Genomic DNA, 17377 nt, shown 5'->3' on the forward strand with positions numbered 1-17377 from the left:
TAACTGAAGTTCCTTGGCTGACCAAAGGAGCCCCGTCATGAACCTGCATCAGTTCGCCGAAACCCACGAAGTCACCAACCAGCCACCGTCGCTGGACGGCGCCAACCTGTATCGCATCGACCTGCCGTTGCAGGAGTGGTCGCGGCATTTCGGGGCCGGGTGGGCCGAGTCGCGGATCGACGCTTACGGCGCCCTGGCCGGTGGGCCGCTGATGGAAGCGGGGTTCCTGGCCAATCAGAACAAGCCGGTTTTCAGCAGCCATGACCGTTACGGCCATCGCATCGACCTGGTTGAATTTCACCCGGCGTATCACGAGTTGATGCGCACGGCGATCGAGCACGGTCTGACTTCGTTGCCCTGGGCACATCCGCAGTCCGGCACCCACGTCGCCCGCGCCTCCATGACCTACCTGCACAGCCAGGCCGAAGCCGGTAGTGGTTGCCCGCTGACCATGACCTTCGCCAGCGTCCCGGCGATGCGCCTGCAAGCGGATCTGGCGGAGCAATGGCTGCCGAAAATCCTCTCCACCGAATACGACCCGCGCAACGTCGGCATGGCCCACAAGGCCGGGGTCACCATCGGCATGGCGATGACCGAGAAACAGGGCGGCACCGACGTGCGGGCCAACACCACCAAGGCTTTTCCGGTCGGCGCCAGTGGTCCGGGCCAGGCGTATGAACTGGTGGGCCACAAGTGGTTCTGTTCGGCGCCGATGTGCGATGCCTTCCTCACCCTGGCTCAGACTGACAAGGGGTTGACCTGTTTCCTGCTGCCGCGCCATCGCCCGGACGACACGCGCAATCAGTTCTACATACAGCGCCTGAAGAACAAGCTCGGCAATTGCTCCAACGCGTCCAGCGAAGTGGAGTTCCGTGGTGCGCTGGCGTGGATGGTTGGCGAGGAGGGACGGGGCGTTCCGACCATCATCGAAATGGTCGCCATGACCCGCTTCGATTGCATGGTCGGCTCCAGTTCGCTGATGCGCCAGGCCCTGACCCAGGCCAGCCATCACTGCGCTCACCGCAAGGTCGGCGGCAAATTGCTCAGCGAACAACCCTTGATGCAGAACGTACTGGCCGACCTGGCCCTGGAAAGCGAAGCCGCCCTGGCTTTGAGCCTGCGCATGGGCCGGGCGCTGGATCATCTGGATGACGAGCATGAAGCCAAATTCGCCCGGCTGGTCACGGCGGTAGGCAAATACTGGATCTGCAAACGCGCGCCTGGGATGATCAACGAAGCCGCCGAATGCATGGGCGGCGCCGGTTATGTCGAAGACAGCATCTTGCCGCGGTTGTACCGTGAAGCTCCGGTCAATTCGACGTGGGAAGGTTCCGGCAACGTGCAATGCCTCGACGTATTGCGAGCGTTGTCCAAGGAGCCGGGCGTGCTCGACGTATTGTTCAGCGAATTGGGCGATGGTCATGGCGACAAGCGCCTGGCCGCACACATCACTCAATTGCAGGCAGCGTTCAAGGACACCAGCGACATTCAGTATCGTGCGCGGCAGCTTACCGAAGACATCGCCTTGGGCCTTCAGGCCAAGCTGTTGCTGGAGACGGGCAACGCGGCCGTGAGTGACGCTTTCATCGCCAGCCGCCTCGGTTCCGCCGGTCGGGTGTACGGCGCGTTACCGCGTGGGCTGGATGTAGAAGCGATTGTCGCCCGGTCGACACCGCTTCTATGAGCGACCCCGATCCAATGTGGGAGTGAGCCTGCTCGCGATGACGGTTCAACATTCAACAGTTATGTCGACTGTCATACCGCTATCGCGAGCAGGCTCGCTCCCACAGTGGATCTAGGGTGGACTTGGCATTTGTGTAGCAACCGCTGTTCCCGTGAAGCGACGATGCAGGCAAGATGAAGGCCTGCAAGTCAGAACACAGGATGCTGATCGTGACCGAAGCTTTTATTGTCGTTCAAACCGCCGAGCAAGCCGTGGACCGGCTTGCGCTCTTGCACAATCGTGCAACCACCGCGCTGAACCAGGCGCTCAAGCGTTACCTCAAGGATCGAGTCGAACCGGACGCCGAACAGCGTGCGATGTTTCGTTATCCCGAACTGCGTCTGACCTACCATTGCCAGGGCGAAGTCCCACAGACCACTCGCGCCTACGCCAAGGTTCAACTGCCGGGGACTTACAGCGTCACCGTCACTCATCCCGCCGCCTTCCGTAAATACCTGCTGGAACAGCTAGTGCCGCTGATGCATGACTTCACCGTGACGGTGGAAGTCGGCATCAGCCAGCAAAACATTCCTTATCCGTACGTGGTTGAGCAGGGCGAAGAACTGGCCGGCTCCGGCGTCACCGCTGCCGTGCTGGCGCGGGTGTTCCCGAGTACGGATTTGTCGGCTGCGACCGATGGCATCGCCGACGGTCTGTACGATTGGGAAAACACCGACCCGCTGCCGCTGGCCTTGTTCGACGCTGCGCGGGTGGATTTCTCCCTGCGCCGTCTGGTGCATTACACCGGCAGCGACTGGCGTCATGTGCAGCCATGGATTCTGCTGACCAACTACCACCGCTATGTTGACCAGTTCATCGTCCATGGCCTGGAACAGTTGCGCAGCGATCCGCGTTTCGTGCGCATGGTCCTGCCGGGCAACGTGATCATCGAAAAGAGCATGGACCACGGCGAAGCTTCGGCGATTGCCGCCGGTGTGGTCTGGCACCGCTATCAGATGCCGGCCTATCACCTGATCGCCAGCGACGGCCACGGCGTGACCCTGGTGAACATCGGCGTCGGCCCGTCCAACGCCAAGAACATCACCGACCATTTGGCGGTGCTGCGTCCGCATTGCTGGCTGATGATCGGCCACTGTGGCGGTTTGCGTCAGTCGCAGACGATTGGCGATTACGTGCTGGCGCACGCTTACATGCGTCGCGACGGGATTCTCGATCGGGTCGTGCCGCCGAATATTCCGATTCCGGCCCTGGCCGAAGTGCAAATGGCGTTGCAGCAAGCGGCGGCCAATATCACCGGTGAGAAGGGCGACGAACTGAAAAAACGCCTGCGCACCGGCACCGTACTGACCTACGACGACCGTAACTGGGAATTGCGCTGGGCTCAGGAACGTCCGCTGATCAACCTGTCTCGCGCCGTGGCGGTGGACATGGAAAGCGGCACCGTCGCCGCCCAAGGTTATCGCTTGCGGGTTCCGTACGGCACGTTGCTCTGTGTGTCGGACAAACCGTTGCACAGCGAAATCAAACTGCCGGGTTCGGCCAACGCCTTCTATGAACGCGCGGTCAGCCAGCATTTGAAGATCGGCATCGAGGCGGTGGATTTGCTGCGCACCGAACTCAACTCGCTGCACTCGCGCAAACTGCGCAGCTTCGACGAGCCGCCGTTCCGCTGATTGCGAGATGGTCATTTAGCGGTCAGGGCACTAGCATTAGCAGCCCTGACCGTTAGATGTTCACTTCCCATGTCCCGTCCTCAACGTCCCGTTTCCCGCCGCCCTGGCGTGAAGCCTGCGCCATCGTCCTCAGCCCCGCGCCGTGTCGCCAAAGCGCCACCGGCCGAGCCGAAGCTGATTCTGTTCAACAAGCCGTTCGATGTGCTGACGCAATTCAGCGACGGAGAAGGGCGGGCGACGCTCAAGGATTACATCGAGATTCCCGGGATTTACCCGGCAGGACGGCTGGACCGCGACAGTGAAGGTTTGCTGCTGCTGACCAACGATGGCCAGCTTCAGGCGCGGATCGCCGACCCGAAACACAAACTGGCCAAGACTTATTGGGTGCAGGTTGAAGGCGAGCCGAGTGCTGAGCAATTGCAGCGATTGCGCGATGGTGTCGAACTGAATGACGGCATGACGCTACCGGCTGAAGCGCGGCAGCTTGAAGTACCTGAACTGTGGCCACGCAACCCGCCCGTGCGCTTTCGCAAAAGCGTGCCAACGAGCTGGCTGGAATTGGTGATTCGCGAAGGGCGTAACCGTCAGGTACGACGCATGACCGCGGCGGTCGGTTTGCCGACATTGCGTCTGGTACGAGTCAGAATCGGCGACTGGTCGATCGAAGGGCTCGATCAGGGCCAGTGGAAGGAAGTGCCGGCGCGTTTATAACGTGCCGGATTCAATCAGGCCGATGACCACGCTTTTGATTACGAACGCGGCCACGCCCAGGCCAAGTACGAAGAACAGGATGAACGAGCCAAAGCGTCCGGCCTTGGACTTCTTCGCCAGATCCCAGACGATGAAACCCATGAAAATGATCAGGATGCTGACCAGTCCGGTCATCATCCACTCTTCGAATACTGCAGGATCCATCGAACATCTCCAGCGCGGGCGGGGCTAAAAGGCGCTGGAGTATACGCCACGGCGAATTGGCGGAGTATTGACCTGCGTCGGTGTGTCGCAGTCATTTGTCTGAAAACACACTGTGGCGAGGGGATTTATCCCCGTTCCAGTGCGTAGCACTGGCCGAGACTTTTAGGGTCGCTTCGCAACCCAGCGGGGATAAATCCCCTCGCCACAATCAGCTGCGCAGATGAGTCAGCGGCAACTCGGTGCTATTGAGCACCTGATTAAGCACAAAACTCGACCGCACACTTGTCACCCCTTCAATCCGGGTGAGGTGTCCCAGCAGCAGTTTTTGATAATGGTCCATGTCCGGCACGACGACCTTGAGCTGGTAGTCAGCATCCATCCCGGTCACCAGGCTGCACTCCAGCACCTGCGGCAACGTACGAATCGCCGCTTCGAAGTTTTCGAAACGCTCCGGCGTATGCCGGTCCATGCCGATCAACACGTAAGCCGTCAGGCTCAAACCGAGCATCTTGCGGTCCAGCAGGGCCACCTGGCGGGAGATGTAGCCGTCATCTTCCAGCTGCTTGACCCGCCGCGAGCATGGCGACGGGGACAAGCCGATGCGTTCGGCCAGCTCCTGGTTGGAGATGCGCGCGTCACGCTGCAATTCCGCCAAAATGCTCAGGTCGTATCGGTCGAGTTTGCTCATCAATCAGGCCTTTGTCATAACTATTGCGGTAGATTATCTATCCAGGGTTAAAAATTGCGCAAGTGATGTTTATTTGAGCAATCTTCGCAATCCTCTGCCGGCGCCGCGAGCCTATTCTTATCACCAGAATCACTGCTCGGACAAACAGTCCAGTGCGGCTCGCCCAATCAGGCCAGCTGCGGTCGCCACCCCCACCGGGGATGAGCCGGCCCCCGAGCTACACACTGTCCAGAAGACGGCGTGAGGTGAGCCGACGTCAAAAGCGTCGAGCACGGACGAAGTTCTCAAAGGGAGGCCGACGGGTCTCCCTTTTCTTTTGCCCGGAATTTGCCGACTGCCCTCAATAAATAAGTTGCGCGACTGATAACCTGTTGCAGAACCGGCCTGTGCTTTCCCAGTCTTACGTACAGGCCCTAACCCGCAGTGAGGAAAAGCATGAAGTCGCGCATCTGGCGTTTGGCCGGTGTTGGTTTGCTGTGTGTAAGTGTCACTGCGCAATCGCTGGCCGATGAGCCGCAAAACCGTGGCCCCGATGGCGGGCAACGCGGCTCGGATGGCCATCAGGGGAACAATCAGGGCCACGGCGGCAATAACCAGCCGCACCCGCAGAATAACGACATCATTCGTGGCGACAACAGTCGCCAGTTCGAGCACAACGGCCAGAATCAGAACGACGGTCAATGGCAGAACCGTGCGCCGCACGACTACAACAATCCGGTTCGACCACCGCCGCCGCAACTACCGGCCAATGACCTGCCGATTCAGGGGCGGCCCGACACCGTGCGCCAGACCCAGCAGCCACAGCGTGGCTACTATCAGGACGTGCCTCGGCGCAACGATAACAACCCGCATTGGCAGAACAACGGTCCGCGCCCCGATGACCATCGCTGGTCTGGTCGCCCGGATGGGCATGGCAATGGCTGGGGACCTGGCCCGCAGTACCGTCCCGGTCATGTGATCGATCGCTTCGCCGACCGTGATTACCGTGTGCCGTACCGTGGTCAGGATTACTTCTACTCCGGCGGCTACTGGTATCGCCCACAAGGCCCGCGCTACGTGGTGGTGCAGCCGCCCCGCGGGATTCGCGTCAGCTACTTGCCCGATTACGCGCGTGAAGTGTGGATCGGCGGGGCGCTGTTGTTCCTGGCGGCCGGCTCTTATTACGCCTATCAGGAAAGCACTCAGGATTACATCGTGGTCGAGCCGCCCGTACAACCGCAGCCGCAACCGGTCAGCAATGGTTATGACGTGGTGGCGTATCCGGCCAACGGTCAGTCGCCAGAGCAGGTCAACCAGGACGGTTACGAGTGCTATCAATACGCGGTGCAGCAGAGTGGCTTCGATCCGCGAACGGCCACCTACCAGCCGGACCCGTCGGTGGTACAAGCCTATCGTCAGGCCCAGGGCAACTGCCTGAGCAGTCGCGGCTATCAGGTTTCTTTCTGAGCCCTGCCTGCCAGTGCCACTTCCTGCGGGTCGGCGTGCACCAGCACTTCGGCTCGCGGATAAGCCGCGTGAATCGCCTCGGCGGCTTGATCGCTGATGCCGTGAGCGACTGACAGGGTCAAATCCCCCGGCAATTCCAGGTGCAACTGCACGAACCACTGGTTGCCGGAAACCCGCGTACGCAGGTCGTGCGCCCCCAATACTCCCGGTACGCTGCAGGCCAGTTCGAGCATGTGCTGGCTGACGTCCGTTGGCAGCTCTTCATCCATCAGCACCGTAAAACTTTCCCGGGCGATATGAATCGCGCTCCAGAGAATGTAGGCAGCGATCCCCAAACCGAACCAGGGGTCGACCTGATGCCAGCCATACCCGGCGAGCACCAGCGCCACCAGAATGCTGCCGTTGAGCAGCAGGTCCGAGCGGTAATGCAGGGAGTCGGCGCGCACGGCGTTGGAGCCGGTCGCCTTGACGACCCGATGTTGCAACATCAGCAGGGCCAGGGTCAGTGCCAGGGAAAACACAATTACCCCGATACTGATCCACGGCGCCCCCACCGGTTCAGGGTGTTTCAGTCGATCGATCGCCTGCAAGGCAATCAGCACCGCACTGCCGCCAATGAACAACGCCTGAGCCATGCCCGCCAGCGACTCGGCCTTGCCATGGCCGTAACGGTGATCATCGTCGGCTGGGCGCAAGGCGTAATGCACAGCGAGCAGGTTGAGCAGCGAGGTGACGCCGTCGAGGGTCGAGTCGGTCAACCCGGCGAGCATGCTCACTGAGCCGCTCAACCACCAGGCGATGGCTTTGGCGACGATCAGCGTGCACGCCACCGCCACCGAGGCACGGGTCGCCAGCCGCAGCAGGCGGGCGTGTTCGGAGCTGGAGATCATAAGTGCGGCTATTCCTTTAAGTGCACGGGTTACGCGGCAGGTTGCAGGCCGAACATGGCCAGTTGCTGGGCGCTGCCCTTGTGCTGGATCAGGCGTGGGTCATCCAGCGGGAAGCTGCGGCCCAGTTCAGTTTCGAGAATAGTCTGCAACTTGTGATTATCGACCTTGCCGTCGGCGCCGATGGCTTCCTTGAGTTTTTCCGGGGCCACCTGTGCGGTCTCGCCGGGCGCGTAGTAAATCGCGCCAGTGGCGAAGTCCACGGCAAACGCGATCAGGCCGGGGATGATGTAGAACAGCAGACCCACGGCATCCAGCGCGGCGATGGCCGGGTCGATCTTGCCGTCAATCTGACCGCGACGGTCAGGGTAGAAAATCGACCCGCAAGCGGTGACCTGGGTCAGCAACGTCGCGACCAATACACCGCCAATCAAGCGAAAGGGAACACGCATATGAAATCTCCTGAGTCATCTGGAAAACGAAGCGTAGCCGTTATGAATTAGGACCGTGATAAACGCCGGGCAGTTCGCCGTTATACTCGCGCCTCTGTTTGGGAGCCAGCATGATTTCTTTGCCGATTGATGAAGTTTTACCCGCCCTGCGTGAAGCCTTGGCTACACGCCACGAAGCTGTGCTCGAAGCACCGCCCGGCGCCGGTAAAACCACCCGCGTGCCACTGGCCTTGCTCAACGAGCCCTGGTTGGCCGGGCAGACCATTCTGATGCTTGAACCGCGCCGTTTGGCTGCGCGGGCAGCAGCGGAACGCCTGGCCAGTGAGCTGGGCGAGAAGGTCGGCGAAACCGTCGGTTATCGCATTCGTCTCGACAGCAAAGTCGGCCCCAACACCCGCATTGAAGTGGTCACCGAAGGGATTCTCACCCGACGCTTGCAGGACGACCCGGCGCTCGAAGGCGTTGGCCTGCTGATCTTCGACGAATTCCACGAGCGCAGCCTGGACGCCGATCTGGCGCTGGCCTTGAGCCTGAATGGCCGCGAGCTGTTTCGTGACGATCAGCCGTTGAAGATCCTGTTGATGTCGGCAACCCTGGAAGGCGAACGCCTGGCCGGGTTGCTCGATGACGCGCCGATCCTGCGCAGCGAAGGCCGCATGTACCCGGTGGCGATGCGCTGGGGCCGACCGTTCCAGCCCGGTGAATTCATCGAGCCGCGTCTGGTGCAGACCATTCTCGAAGCCTTGAACGATGAAACCGGTAGCGTGCTGGTGTTCCTGCCGGGGCAGGCGGAAATCCGTCGGGTGCATCAGCAACTCGCCGATGCACTGGGCGAGAGCACACAGGTTCTGCTCTGCCCGTTGCACGGTGAGCTGGATCTGGCCGCGCAACGCGCCGCGATCGATCCGGCCCCCGCCGGCAAACGCAAAGTGGTGCTGGCGACCAACATCGCCGAGACCAGCCTGACCATCAACGGCGTGCGCGTGGTAATCGATGCCGGGCTGGCGCGGGTGCCGCGTTTCGATCCGGGCAGCGGCATGGCCCGCCTCGATACTCAGCGTATTTCCAAAGCCAGCGCCACTCAGCGCGCGGGCCGGGCGGGGCGGTTGGAGCCGGGCGTGTGTTATCGGTTGTGGTCGCAGGATCAGCACGAGCAACTGGCGGCCTACGCCAGTGCGGAAATCCTCTCGGCAGATCTTGCCGGATTAGCGTTGCAGCTCGGTCGTTGGGGCGTGACACCGGGGCAATTGGTGTGGCTCGACGTACCGCCCGCCGCCGCTTATGCACAAGCTCAGGACTTGCTTGAGCGCCTGGGCGCACTGGACGGCGAAGCGCTGACCCGCCACGGTCAGGCCATGGCCGAACTGCCGGCGCATCCGCGTATCGCGCATTTGCTGTTGCGCGGTCAGGCGCTCGGCTTGGCCAACATGGCCTGCGATGTCGCGGCCTTGCTCGGCGAGCGAGATATTTTGCGCGGTGCCGGGGCGGATCTGCACAGCCGATTGGTGCTGTTGTCCGGCGAAGAACGCGCCGCACGCGGCGCTCAAGGTGGCGTGCAACGTGCCCGGCAACTGGCGCGGCAGTATCGCGGTTACCTGCGGGGTAAAGCGTCGGAACCGGTCAGCGATCCGGATCATCCGCGTTGGCTGGGCGCGCTGTTGGCGTTGGCCTATCCCGACCGCGTTGCCCAACAGCGACGGGCCGGTGGCGCGGAGTATCGCTTGGCCAATGGCCGCGCGGCGTTGTTCGCCGAAGCCGACAGTTTGATGAAGCAACCGTGGCTGGTGATCGCCGATCTCGGCAGTCGTCAGGGGCAGCGTGAAGAACGGATTTATCTGGCGGCGGATTTCGATCCGGCGCTGTTCGATTCAGTGCTCGCCGAGCAAGTGCGCGTGGTCGATCAACTGGATTGGGATGAGCGCGAAGGCGTGTTGCGCGCCGAGCGTCAGCGTAAGGTCGGTGAGTTGATCCTCAGCCGTGAACCCCTGACCGGGCTCGATGAAACTGCCCGCAGTCAGGCATTGGTCAATCTGGTGCGGCGCAAAGGTCTGGAGCTGCTGCCCTGGACGCCAGAGCTGCGTCAGTGGCAGGCGCGGGTAGCGTTGTTGCGGCAGCTGGATCTCGTCAGCAAGGAGCAGAGTGAATGGCCGGATGTCAGCGACGCCGCCCTGCTCAAAAGTCTCGAACATTGGCTGATGCCGTATCTGGGCAAAGTCTCGCGGCTCAGCCATTTCGCCAATCTGGACCTGTCGAGCATCGTCCATAACCTATTGCCGTGGCCGCTGCCGCAACGGCTCGATGAGCTGGCGCCGCATCATCTGAGCGTGCCATCGGGTTCGTCGATTCGTCTGGATTACAGCGAGCAACCGCCGATTCTGGCGGTGCGGCTGCAGGAGTTGTTCGGCCTGGCCGAGACCCCGCGGATTGCCGGTGGCCGGCAGGTGGTCAAACTGCATCTGCTGTCCCCGGCGCGACGGCCGGTGCAGGTGACCCAGGATTTGGCGAATTTCTGGCGTAGCACTTACGCCGAAGTGAAGAAGGATTTGAAGGGGCGGTATCCGAAGCACTACTGGCCGGATGACCCGCTGGTGGCCGAAGCGACCGCGCGGATCAAACCCCGCAAATAATCCTTAATGCCGAACACAAAACCTGTGGCGAGGGGGCTTGTCGGAACGCCGCATCGCCCCGTTCGGCTGCGCAGCAGTCGCAAAACCTTTGCATGCGGTGTACCTGACACACCTCGGTTGCAGGCTTTGGGGCGGCTTCGCCACCCAACGGGGGCAAGCCCCCCCGCCACAGGGGTTTCGACTGGCTCAACAGTTGTGCCAGGCATTAAGGCCTGGTAGCAGCCTTCGCGGTGAGCTGCTCCCGGCAATAGTCGGCAAACAACTGCGCCGGTTTGGTCAACTGCCCGCGCTTCAACCACGCCGCCACCAGCCCTGAGCCGGTGATGTCTTCGACGATGTCCACGCACACCACTTTCTGGCCGTCATAGGTGCATTCCGAATGCGGCCGGGTGACCAGGATCGAGAAGCCGAAGCCTTGCCCGACCATGCCCCGGACCATCTCGATCGACGGTGAGCTGAAGGCAATGTTCGGCGTCAGTCCCAACTCTTCGAACAGGCTGACGAAGTAGGTCCGGCTCGGTTGCACGTCCAGCAGAATCATCGGCTCCAGGCACAGATCACGCAGCGACACCTGCTTGAGCTGGGCAAAGCGATGATCCGCCGGCAGTAACGCATAAGGCCGTTGCGCCGGCATCAGTGGTTCGGTCTGGATAGTGGCGTCGAGGTCGTGTTCATACAAGATCGCCAGGTCGAAGGTGCCCGAGGTCAGGCCTTGCACCAGCTCTTGCTGTTCGCCGTCGCGGATACGGATTTTCACCCCCGGATACAACGCCGAGAACCCGGCAATCAACTGCGGCAGGTACAGCGGCGCGACCGTTTCGAAGCAACCGATATCGATTTGCCCGGCCACCACGTCGTTGTCGGCGAGGGCGTTCTGTTCGAACTCCTTGGCCATGCGCAGCAGTTCCTGGGCCTTGCGGTAGAAGCGTGCGCCGCTGGGGGTCAAGGACACGCCCTGGGCGTGATGACGGATCAGCAGTTGCACGCCGAAGCTGTCCTCCAGGCCTTTGATCGCCGTGGAAATCGCCGGTTGGGCGATGTACAGCTTGCGCGACGCCTCGGCGACGCTGCCGCATTCGACGGTGGTGATGAAGTACTTCAATTGACGCAGGTTGTAGGCAGCCACGGCAAACCTCGGGGTGGATGATTTCGACATCCAGGCAATTTTCGCGCCGACTGCATCCGTTCTGACGACGGTGTTGTTATGCCTGAACAATAACCACATACCGCGCCACCGGGGAGATCGGCTGCCCAGTTTTTTCATGGTCTGCGAAGACATTTTTACTATTTTTCCTCGACACAGGCCTGGGCCACCATCCAATCCACAAGAAAGCCCATGGAGCATCTGAACGTGTTCGAGCTTACATTCTGGCAAAACAAAGCCGCTGCGCTGCAGTTTCCCGATCAAGCCGTGATCGACGGCAAACCCCGTGCGGCGCAGTCGGGGCAGACCTTCGCCGCGATCAACCCCGCCACCGGTGAGTGCCTGGCCAACGTGGCCGCGTGCGGCGAAGAAGATGTGGACGCCGCGGTGCGCAATGCACGGCAAGTGTTCGAGGCCGGCACCTGGTCGGCGCGTTCGCCGAGTGAGCGTAAGCAAGTGCTGTTGCGCCTGGCCGATCTGATCATGACCCATCGCGAAGAACTGGCGCTGCTCGATTCGCTGAACATGGGCAAACCGGTGATGGACGCCTACAACATCGACGTGCCGGGCGCCGCCGGGGTGTTTCGCTGGTACGCCGAAAGCCTCGACAAACTCTACGACCAGATCGCCCCCAGCGCGCAGAACGTGCTGGCGACCATCACCCGCGAAGCGCTTGGCGTGGTCGCTGCCGTGGTGCCCTGGAATTTCCCGCTGGACATGGCCGCGTGGAAACTCGCACCGGCGTTGGCGGCGGGTAATTCGGTGATCCTCAAACCCGCCGAGCAGTCACCGTTTTCCGCCCTGCGTCTGGCCGAGCTGGCGCTGGAAGCCGGCCTGCCAGCCGGTGTGTTGAACGTGCTGCCGGGGCTCGGCGAACAGACCGGCAAAGCCCTCGGTTTGCACCCGGATGTCGATTGTCTGGTGTTCACTGGCTCCACCGAAGTCGGCAAATATTTCATGCAGTACTCGGCGCAATCGAACCTGAAACAGGTGTGGCTGGAGTGCGGCGGCAAGAGCGCCAATCTGGTGTTTGCCGATTGTCAGGACCTCGACCTCGCTGCAGAGAAAGCCGCGTTCGGGATCTTCTTCAATCAGGGGGAAGTCTGCTCGGCCAACTCACGGTTGCTGGTGGAACGTTCGATCCACGATGAGTTCGTCGAGCGTCTCAAAGTGCAGGCCGAACGTTGGCAACCGGGTGATCCATTGGACCCGTCGAGTAGCGCCGGAGCCATCGTCGATAGCCGTCAAACCGCACGCATCATGAAGTTCATCCAAAACGCCGAGAGCCAAGGCGCGGCCAAGGTGTGTGGCGGGCGACAGTCGATTTTCAACGGCTCCGACAACTTCATTCAGCCGACGATTTTCACTGGCGTGAGCCCGGACATGCCGCTGTTTCGCGATGAAGTGTTTGGCCCGGTGCTGGCGGTCACGGCGTTCGATGATGAGGCTCACGCCTTGCAACTGGCCAACGACAGCGTCTACGGTTTGGCCGCGTCGCTGTGGACCGACGACCTCAACCGCGCCCATCGCGTGGCGCGGCAATTGCGAGCCGGCACGGTGTCGGTCAACAGCGTCGATGCGCTGGATGTGACCGTGCCTTTCGGTGGCGGCAAACAATCCGGTTTCGGCCGCGACCTGTCGCTGCATTCATTCGATAAATACACCCAGTTGAAGACCACCTGGTTTCAGCTGCGCTCATAACAGCCGCTAATAACAAAACGGAGAACTGGCGATGACCACACCACGTGAAACCCGCGACTACCAGGCCGCCGACGCTGCGCACCACATCCACGCATTCGTCGATCAAAAAGCGCTCAACGATGAAGGACCCCGGGTGATGGTTCGTGGCGAGCGTCTGCACCTGTGGGACAACGATGGTCGGCGTTACCTCGACGGCATGTCCGGGCTGTGGTGCACCAACCTCGGTTACGGCCGCAAGGATCTGGCGGCTGCGGCGACTCGGCAGCTGGAGCAGTTGCCGTACTACAACATGTTTTTCCACACCACCCACCCGCAGGTGATCGAGCTTTCGGAGCTGCTGTTCAGCCTGTTGCCGGGGCACTACAGCCACGCGATCTACACCAACTCCGGCTCCGAGGCCAACGAGGTGCTGATCCGCACCGTGCGTCGTTACTGGACGATTCTCGGCAAGCCCGAGAAGAAAATCATGATCGGTCGCTGGAACGGTTACCACGGCTCGACCCTGGCGGCGACGGCACTCGGTGGCATGAAATTCATGCACGAAATGGGCGGCATGATTCCCGACATCGAACACATCGATGAGCCGTACTTTTTCGCCCACGAGGGCAACCTGACCCCGGCCGAATTTGGCCTGCGGGCGGCGCAGCAACTGGAAGCGAAGATTCTCGAGCTCGGCGCGGACAAGGTCGCCGGTTTTATCGCCGAACCGTTCCAGGGCGCGGGCGGGATGATCTTTCCACCCGAGAGTTACTGGCCGGAAATTCAGCGGATCTGCCGCAAGTACGATGTGCTGTTGTGCGCTGACGAAGTGATCGGCGGCTTCGGTCGCACCGGCGAATGGTTCGCCCACGAGCACTTCGGTTTCGAGCCGGACACGCTGTCGATCGCCAAGGGTTTGACCTCGGGTTACATCCCCATGGGCGGTCTGATTCTGTCGAAGAAAATGGCTCAGGTACTGGTGGAGCAGGGCGGGGTGTTTGCCCACGGCTTGACCTACTCCGGGCACCCGGTGGCGGCCGCAGTGGCCATCGCCAACCTCACGGCGTTGCGCGATGAAGGGGTGGTGGCGCGGGTCAAGGATGACATCGGGCCGTACCTGCAACAGTGCTTACGCGAGGTGTTCGGTAATCACCCGTTGGTGGGCGATATTCAGGGTGTCGGCATGGTGGCGGCGTTGCAATTGGCTGAGGATAAAACCAGTCGAAAGCGCTTTGCCAATGAGAACGACATTGCCTGGCGTTGCCGCACGATTGGCTTTGAAGAGGGGGTGATTATTCGCTCGACGTTGGGGCGGATGATCATGGCGCCGGCGTTGATTGCCAGTCGGGAAGAGGTTGATGAACTGGTTGGCAAAACCCTGAAAGCGGTTGATCGTACGGCGCAGGAATACGGCCGACTCTGACATCGTCGGAAGGTCCTGCGGACCTTATCGCGGGCAAGCCATGCTCCTACGGGATTTGTGTCGGTCGCAGAATTCAGGCAGGGGGTGTCAGAAATTTTGTGTTCGGGCATAACATGAGTAAGAGGTGCATGTATGCCAACCAAGAAGAAACCCGCGTTGCGAGAGCTACCGAAAATCCCGAAAGAGCTGCTCGAGCAATTCACTGATGGACCGATGACCGCTGAAGCCATTGAGGACGCCTCTGCGGCGTTCAAGAAGGCTTTGATCGAGAGAGCCCTGAATGCTGAACTCGGTCACCACTTGGGCTATCCGCCGGGCGCGCAGCGCCCAGAGGATGAAACCAACCAGCGCAATGGCAAAAGCGGCAAGACGGTTCTAACCGGCGATGGCCCGCTCCGACTGGATATTCCTCGCGACCGGGACGGCAGTTTTTCTCCCATCCTGATTCCCAAGCACGAGCGCCGTTACACCGGATTCGACGACAAGATCATCGCCATGTATGCCCGTGGAATGACTGTCAGAGAGATCCGTGCGTTTCTTTCCGAGCAGTACGGTACGGACGTTTCTCCCGACTTCATCAGCTCTGTAACCGATGAGGTCATGGCAGAGATCGGTGCATGGCAACAGCGGCCTTTGGAGCCGATGTATCCGGTTATTTTCTTCGATGCTCTGCGGGTCAAAATCCGCGAAGAGGGGCTGGTTCGCAATAAGGCGATCTACTTGGCCCTGGGTGTTTTGCCTGACGGAACACGCGATATTCTCGGCATTTGGATCGAAAATACCGAGGGTGCCAAATTCTGGATGAAGGTGTTCAACGACCTCAAGACACGTGGCGTCGAAGACGTGTTGATTGCTGTGACCGATGGCCTTAAAGGCATGCCAGAAGCTCTCAGCGCCGTTTTTCCAGAAACGACACTGCAAACATGCATTGTTCATCTGATCCGCAACAGTCTTGATTACGCGGCTTGGGATAAGCGTCGTGAACTGGCCAAGGCGCTCAAACCGATCTATCAGGCAGTCACCGCCGAAGCGGCCGAGCAGGCGCTGGATGCGTTTGAAAGCGGGCCATGGGGCAAGCAGTATCCGACGGTAGTGGCTGCTTGGCGCCGCGCTTGGGATCGTGTGATCCCATTTTTCGTTTTCCCGCCAGCGATCCGAAAAGTGATCTACACGACCAACGCCATTGAGAGCATCAACGCTCAACTGCGCAAGATCATCAAAACCCGAGGTCACTTCCCGACCGACGATGCGGCGACAAAACTGATCTGGCTTGGGCTGCGCAACATCACAGCAAACTGGGGCTCAGCGGCCCATGACTGGAAAAGTGCAATGAATCAATTCGCGATTCTGTACGGAGATCGATTTATCAGGCCGACCTGGTAAAAGCATGGCCTGCCTAACAGCAGGCCGTTACCGGCCCGCACACAAAAAATCTGACAGTTCCTTCAGGCACGACACAAACCCTGTAGGAGCATGGCTTGCCCGCGATAGCTTTCGCCCATTCAACACACCTCTCACCTTTTGCACCCACCCCGTGCACCCCCGCCAATCCCGCCCTTTTACGGCGCACGCTACCCAGTTTTTTCATCACTCCCATCGACATATTTCCTAATTTTCCTAATCCCCACCGTGGGTCAACATCGACCTTGCCAGTCAGCCAAACGCTGCTCGCCGAAAGGTCCATCAGAGACCTCAGGTGGCAGCACTTCTCCAAGGCTGCTGGCCGTACTGCCCATGACAAAACTAAATCAACAGCTTTGGGAGTGCTCCATGATCAAGTCCTTGCTTACCCGCTTCGCACATCCACTGGCGGTCACCGCCATCGCCGCGACGGTCGCTACCAGCGCCCAGGCCGGCACCCTTTCTATCGGCCATACCACGTGGGTCGGTTACGGCACGCTCTACCTGGCTCAGGGCCTGGGCTACTTCAAGGAAAACGGTTTGACCGTCGAATTACCCGTCGTCGAAGAGGCGTCTATGTACATGGCCGCGCAAGCTTCGGGCGAGTTGTCGGGCTCGGCGTCGACCATCGACGAAGTGCTCAAGTACCGTCCGCAATTCTGCTTCAAGGCTGTAGCTGCGCTGGATGACAGCCATGGTGGCGACGGTGTTTTGGTCGGCAAGGACGTCAAGAGTTTGCAGGAGTTGAAAGGCAAGGCCGTGGCGGTGAACGAAGGTTCGACCTCGCAGTTCTGGCTGTCGTACCTGCTGAAAAAACACGGCATGAAAATGAGTGACATCACCGTGCAGAACATGACGGCTGACGACGCCGCCACCGCGTTCATCGCCGGTCGCGTGCCCGCCGCCGTGACCTGGGAACCGCACCTGTCGATGGTTCGCAGCAAGCAACAAGGCAAAGTGCTGATCGACAGCAGCAGTACGCCGGGAGTGATTGTCGACGTGGTCGCGCTCAACTGCACGGTCATCGAGAAGCAGCCGGAAGACGTCAAGGCGTTGGTGGCCGGTCTGTACAAAGCGGTGCAGTACACCAAGGATCATCCGCAAGAAGCTTACAAAATCATGGCCAAAGGCGTCGGCGGTTACCTGGCCGATCCGAAGGAGCTGGCCGCTGCCGCGCAGGGCGTGCGCTTCTACGATCAGGCCATGAGCGAAAAACTCCTGGGCTCGCCGGGCAATCCGGGCGACAGCGAACCGCTGATCAAACTGGCCAACGAGACCGCCAGTGAATTGCAGGGTAAACCCTACAACGTCAGCAATGACGACCTGATCGACAACCGCTTCGTCAGCCCGCTCTAGG

General features: G+C 60.7%; 14 protein-coding genes. 9 read left to right on the forward strand and 5 right to left on the reverse strand.

Features of this window, described 5'->3' with window-relative positions; all coding sequences use genetic code 11:
• Positions 1-37: 37 nt before the first annotated feature.
• From PMI27_RS10185 to PMI27_RS10175, 3 genes are all read left to right on the forward strand, one after another.
• Positions 38-1684: an acyl-CoA dehydrogenase family protein gene (locus PMI27_RS10185; RefSeq protein WP_008152873.1), complete on the forward strand. Its 1647-nt coding sequence runs from the start codon at positions 38-40 to the stop codon at positions 1682-1684.
• A gap of 173 nt (positions 1685-1857) precedes the next feature.
• Positions 1858-3357 carry an AMP nucleosidase gene (gene amn, locus PMI27_RS10180; protein WP_177327866.1) on the forward strand — a complete coding sequence of 500 codons (1500 nt, stop codon included), beginning with the start codon at positions 1858-1860 and terminating at the stop codon, positions 3355-3357.
• A 69-nt stretch (positions 3358-3426) separates the two neighbouring features.
• Entirely contained in the window at positions 3427-4068 is a 642-nt protein-coding gene (locus tag PMI27_RS10175) for a pseudouridine synthase (protein ID WP_008152878.1), read from the forward strand.
• Here PMI27_RS10175 and PMI27_RS10170 read toward each other — a convergent pair.
• A complete protein-coding gene (locus PMI27_RS10170; RefSeq protein ID WP_007937369.1) occupies positions 4063-4272 on the reverse strand; it encodes a DUF2788 domain-containing protein in 210 nt (69 codons plus the stop codon). The two genes, PMI27_RS10175 and PMI27_RS10170, sit on opposite strands and share 6 nt — an antisense overlap.
• A gap of 208 nt (positions 4273-4480) precedes the next feature.
• Positions 4481-4960, reverse strand: coding sequence for an Lrp/AsnC family transcriptional regulator (locus PMI27_RS10165; RefSeq protein ID WP_007937367.1), 480 nt, complete (start codon positions 4958-4960; stop codon positions 4481-4483).
• Between the two features lie 435 nt (positions 4961-5395).
• Here PMI27_RS10165 and PMI27_RS10160 point away from each other — a divergent pair, with 435 nt between their 5' ends.
• Positions 5396-6406, forward strand: a complete 1011-nt coding sequence (locus PMI27_RS10160) for a DUF6515 family protein (RefSeq protein ID WP_008152880.1) — start codon at positions 5396-5398, stop codon at positions 6404-6406.
• On the opposite strand, the gene PMI27_RS10155 is transcribed toward PMI27_RS10160, so the two are convergent.
• Together PMI27_RS10155 and PMI27_RS10150 are read right to left on the reverse strand one after the other, a co-directional pair.
• On the reverse strand, positions 6391-7296 hold the full coding sequence (locus PMI27_RS10155; RefSeq protein WP_008152882.1) for a cation diffusion facilitator family transporter: 906 nt from the start codon (positions 7294-7296) through the stop codon (positions 6391-6393). The two genes, PMI27_RS10160 and PMI27_RS10155, sit on opposite strands and share 16 nt — an antisense overlap.
• 29 nt (positions 7297-7325) lie before the next feature.
• Positions 7326-7745 carry a hypothetical protein gene (locus PMI27_RS10150; protein ID WP_008152885.1) on the reverse strand — a complete coding sequence of 140 codons (420 nt, stop codon included), beginning with the start codon at positions 7743-7745 and terminating at the stop codon, positions 7326-7328.
• 110 nt (positions 7746-7855) lie between these two features.
• Here PMI27_RS10150 and hrpB point away from each other — a divergent pair, with 110 nt between their 5' ends.
• Positions 7856-10372, forward strand: a complete 2517-nt coding sequence (gene hrpB / locus PMI27_RS10145; protein WP_008152887.1) for an ATP-dependent helicase HrpB — start codon at positions 7856-7858, stop codon at positions 10370-10372.
• A 205-nt stretch (positions 10373-10577) separates the two neighbouring features.
• On the opposite strand, the gene PMI27_RS10140 is transcribed toward hrpB, so the two are convergent.
• Positions 10578-11498, reverse strand: coding sequence for a LysR substrate-binding domain-containing protein (locus tag PMI27_RS10140; protein ID WP_008152888.1), 921 nt, complete (start codon positions 11496-11498; stop codon positions 10578-10580).
• A gap of 225 nt (positions 11499-11723) precedes the next feature.
• Here PMI27_RS10140 and PMI27_RS10135 point away from each other — a divergent pair, with 225 nt between their 5' ends.
• The 4 genes from PMI27_RS10135 (at position 11724) to PMI27_RS10120 (ending at position 17376) form a co-directional block, all read left to right on the forward strand.
• Positions 11724-13217: an aldehyde dehydrogenase gene (locus PMI27_RS10135; protein ID WP_008152890.1), complete on the forward strand. Its 1494-nt coding sequence runs from the start codon at positions 11724-11726 to the stop codon at positions 13215-13217.
• A 31-nt stretch (positions 13218-13248) separates the two neighbouring features.
• On the forward strand, positions 13249-14619 hold the full coding sequence (locus PMI27_RS10130; RefSeq protein WP_008152892.1) for an aspartate aminotransferase family protein: 1371 nt from the start codon (positions 13249-13251) through the stop codon (positions 14617-14619).
• A gap of 132 nt (positions 14620-14751) precedes the next feature.
• Positions 14752-16002: an IS256 family transposase gene (locus PMI27_RS10125; RefSeq protein WP_008156893.1), complete on the forward strand. Its 1251-nt coding sequence runs from the start codon at positions 14752-14754 to the stop codon at positions 16000-16002.
• A gap of 387 nt (positions 16003-16389) precedes the next feature.
• Positions 16390-17376 carry an ABC transporter substrate-binding protein gene (locus PMI27_RS10120; RefSeq protein ID WP_008149232.1) on the forward strand — a complete coding sequence of 329 codons (987 nt, stop codon included), beginning with the start codon at positions 16390-16392 and terminating at the stop codon, positions 17374-17376.
• Position 17377 lies beyond the last annotated feature (1 nt).

The organism is Pseudomonas sp. GM41(2012), assembly GCF_000282315.2.
GTDB lineage: Bacteria > Pseudomonadota > Gammaproteobacteria > Pseudomonadales > Pseudomonadaceae > Aquipseudomonas.

Bases quoted from the DNA above. Each gene is read 5' to 3' on its own strand.
- PMI27_RS10120 (WP_008149232.1), top strand. From the start codon at position 16,390: ATGATCAAGTCCTTGCTTACCCGCTTCGCACATCCACTGGCGGTCACC.
- PMI27_RS10160 (WP_008152880.1), top strand. From the start codon at position 5,396: ATGAAGTCGCGCATCTGGCGTTTGGCCGGTGTTGGTTTGCTGTGTGTA.
- PMI27_RS10130 (WP_008152892.1), top strand. From the start codon at position 13,249: ATGACCACACCACGTGAAACCCGCGACTACCAGGCCGCCGACGCTGCG.
- amn (WP_177327866.1), top strand. From the start codon at position 1,858: ATGAAGGCCTGCAAGTCAGAACACAGGATGCTGATCGTGACCGAAGCT.
- PMI27_RS10185 (WP_008152873.1), top strand. From the start codon at position 38: ATGAACCTGCATCAGTTCGCCGAAACCCACGAAGTCACCAACCAGCCA.
- PMI27_RS10155 (WP_008152882.1), bottom strand. From the start codon at position 7,296: ATGATCTCCAGCTCCGAACACGCCCGCCTGCTGCGGCTGGCGACCCGT.
- PMI27_RS10175 (WP_008152878.1), top strand. From the start codon at position 3,427: ATGTCCCGTCCTCAACGTCCCGTTTCCCGCCGCCCTGGCGTGAAGCCT.
- PMI27_RS10150 (WP_008152885.1), bottom strand. From the start codon at position 7,745: ATGCGTGTTCCCTTTCGCTTGATTGGCGGTGTATTGGTCGCGACGTTG.
- hrpB (WP_008152887.1), top strand. From the start codon at position 7,856: ATGATTTCTTTGCCGATTGATGAAGTTTTACCCGCCCTGCGTGAAGCC.
- PMI27_RS10170 (WP_007937369.1), bottom strand. From the start codon at position 4,272: ATGGATCCTGCAGTATTCGAAGAGTGGATGATGACCGGACTGGTCAGC.
- PMI27_RS10165 (WP_007937367.1), bottom strand. From the start codon at position 4,960: ATGAGCAAACTCGACCGATACGACCTGAGCATTTTGGCGGAATTGCAG.
- PMI27_RS10125 (WP_008156893.1), top strand. From the start codon at position 14,752: ATGCCAACCAAGAAGAAACCCGCGTTGCGAGAGCTACCGAAAATCCCG.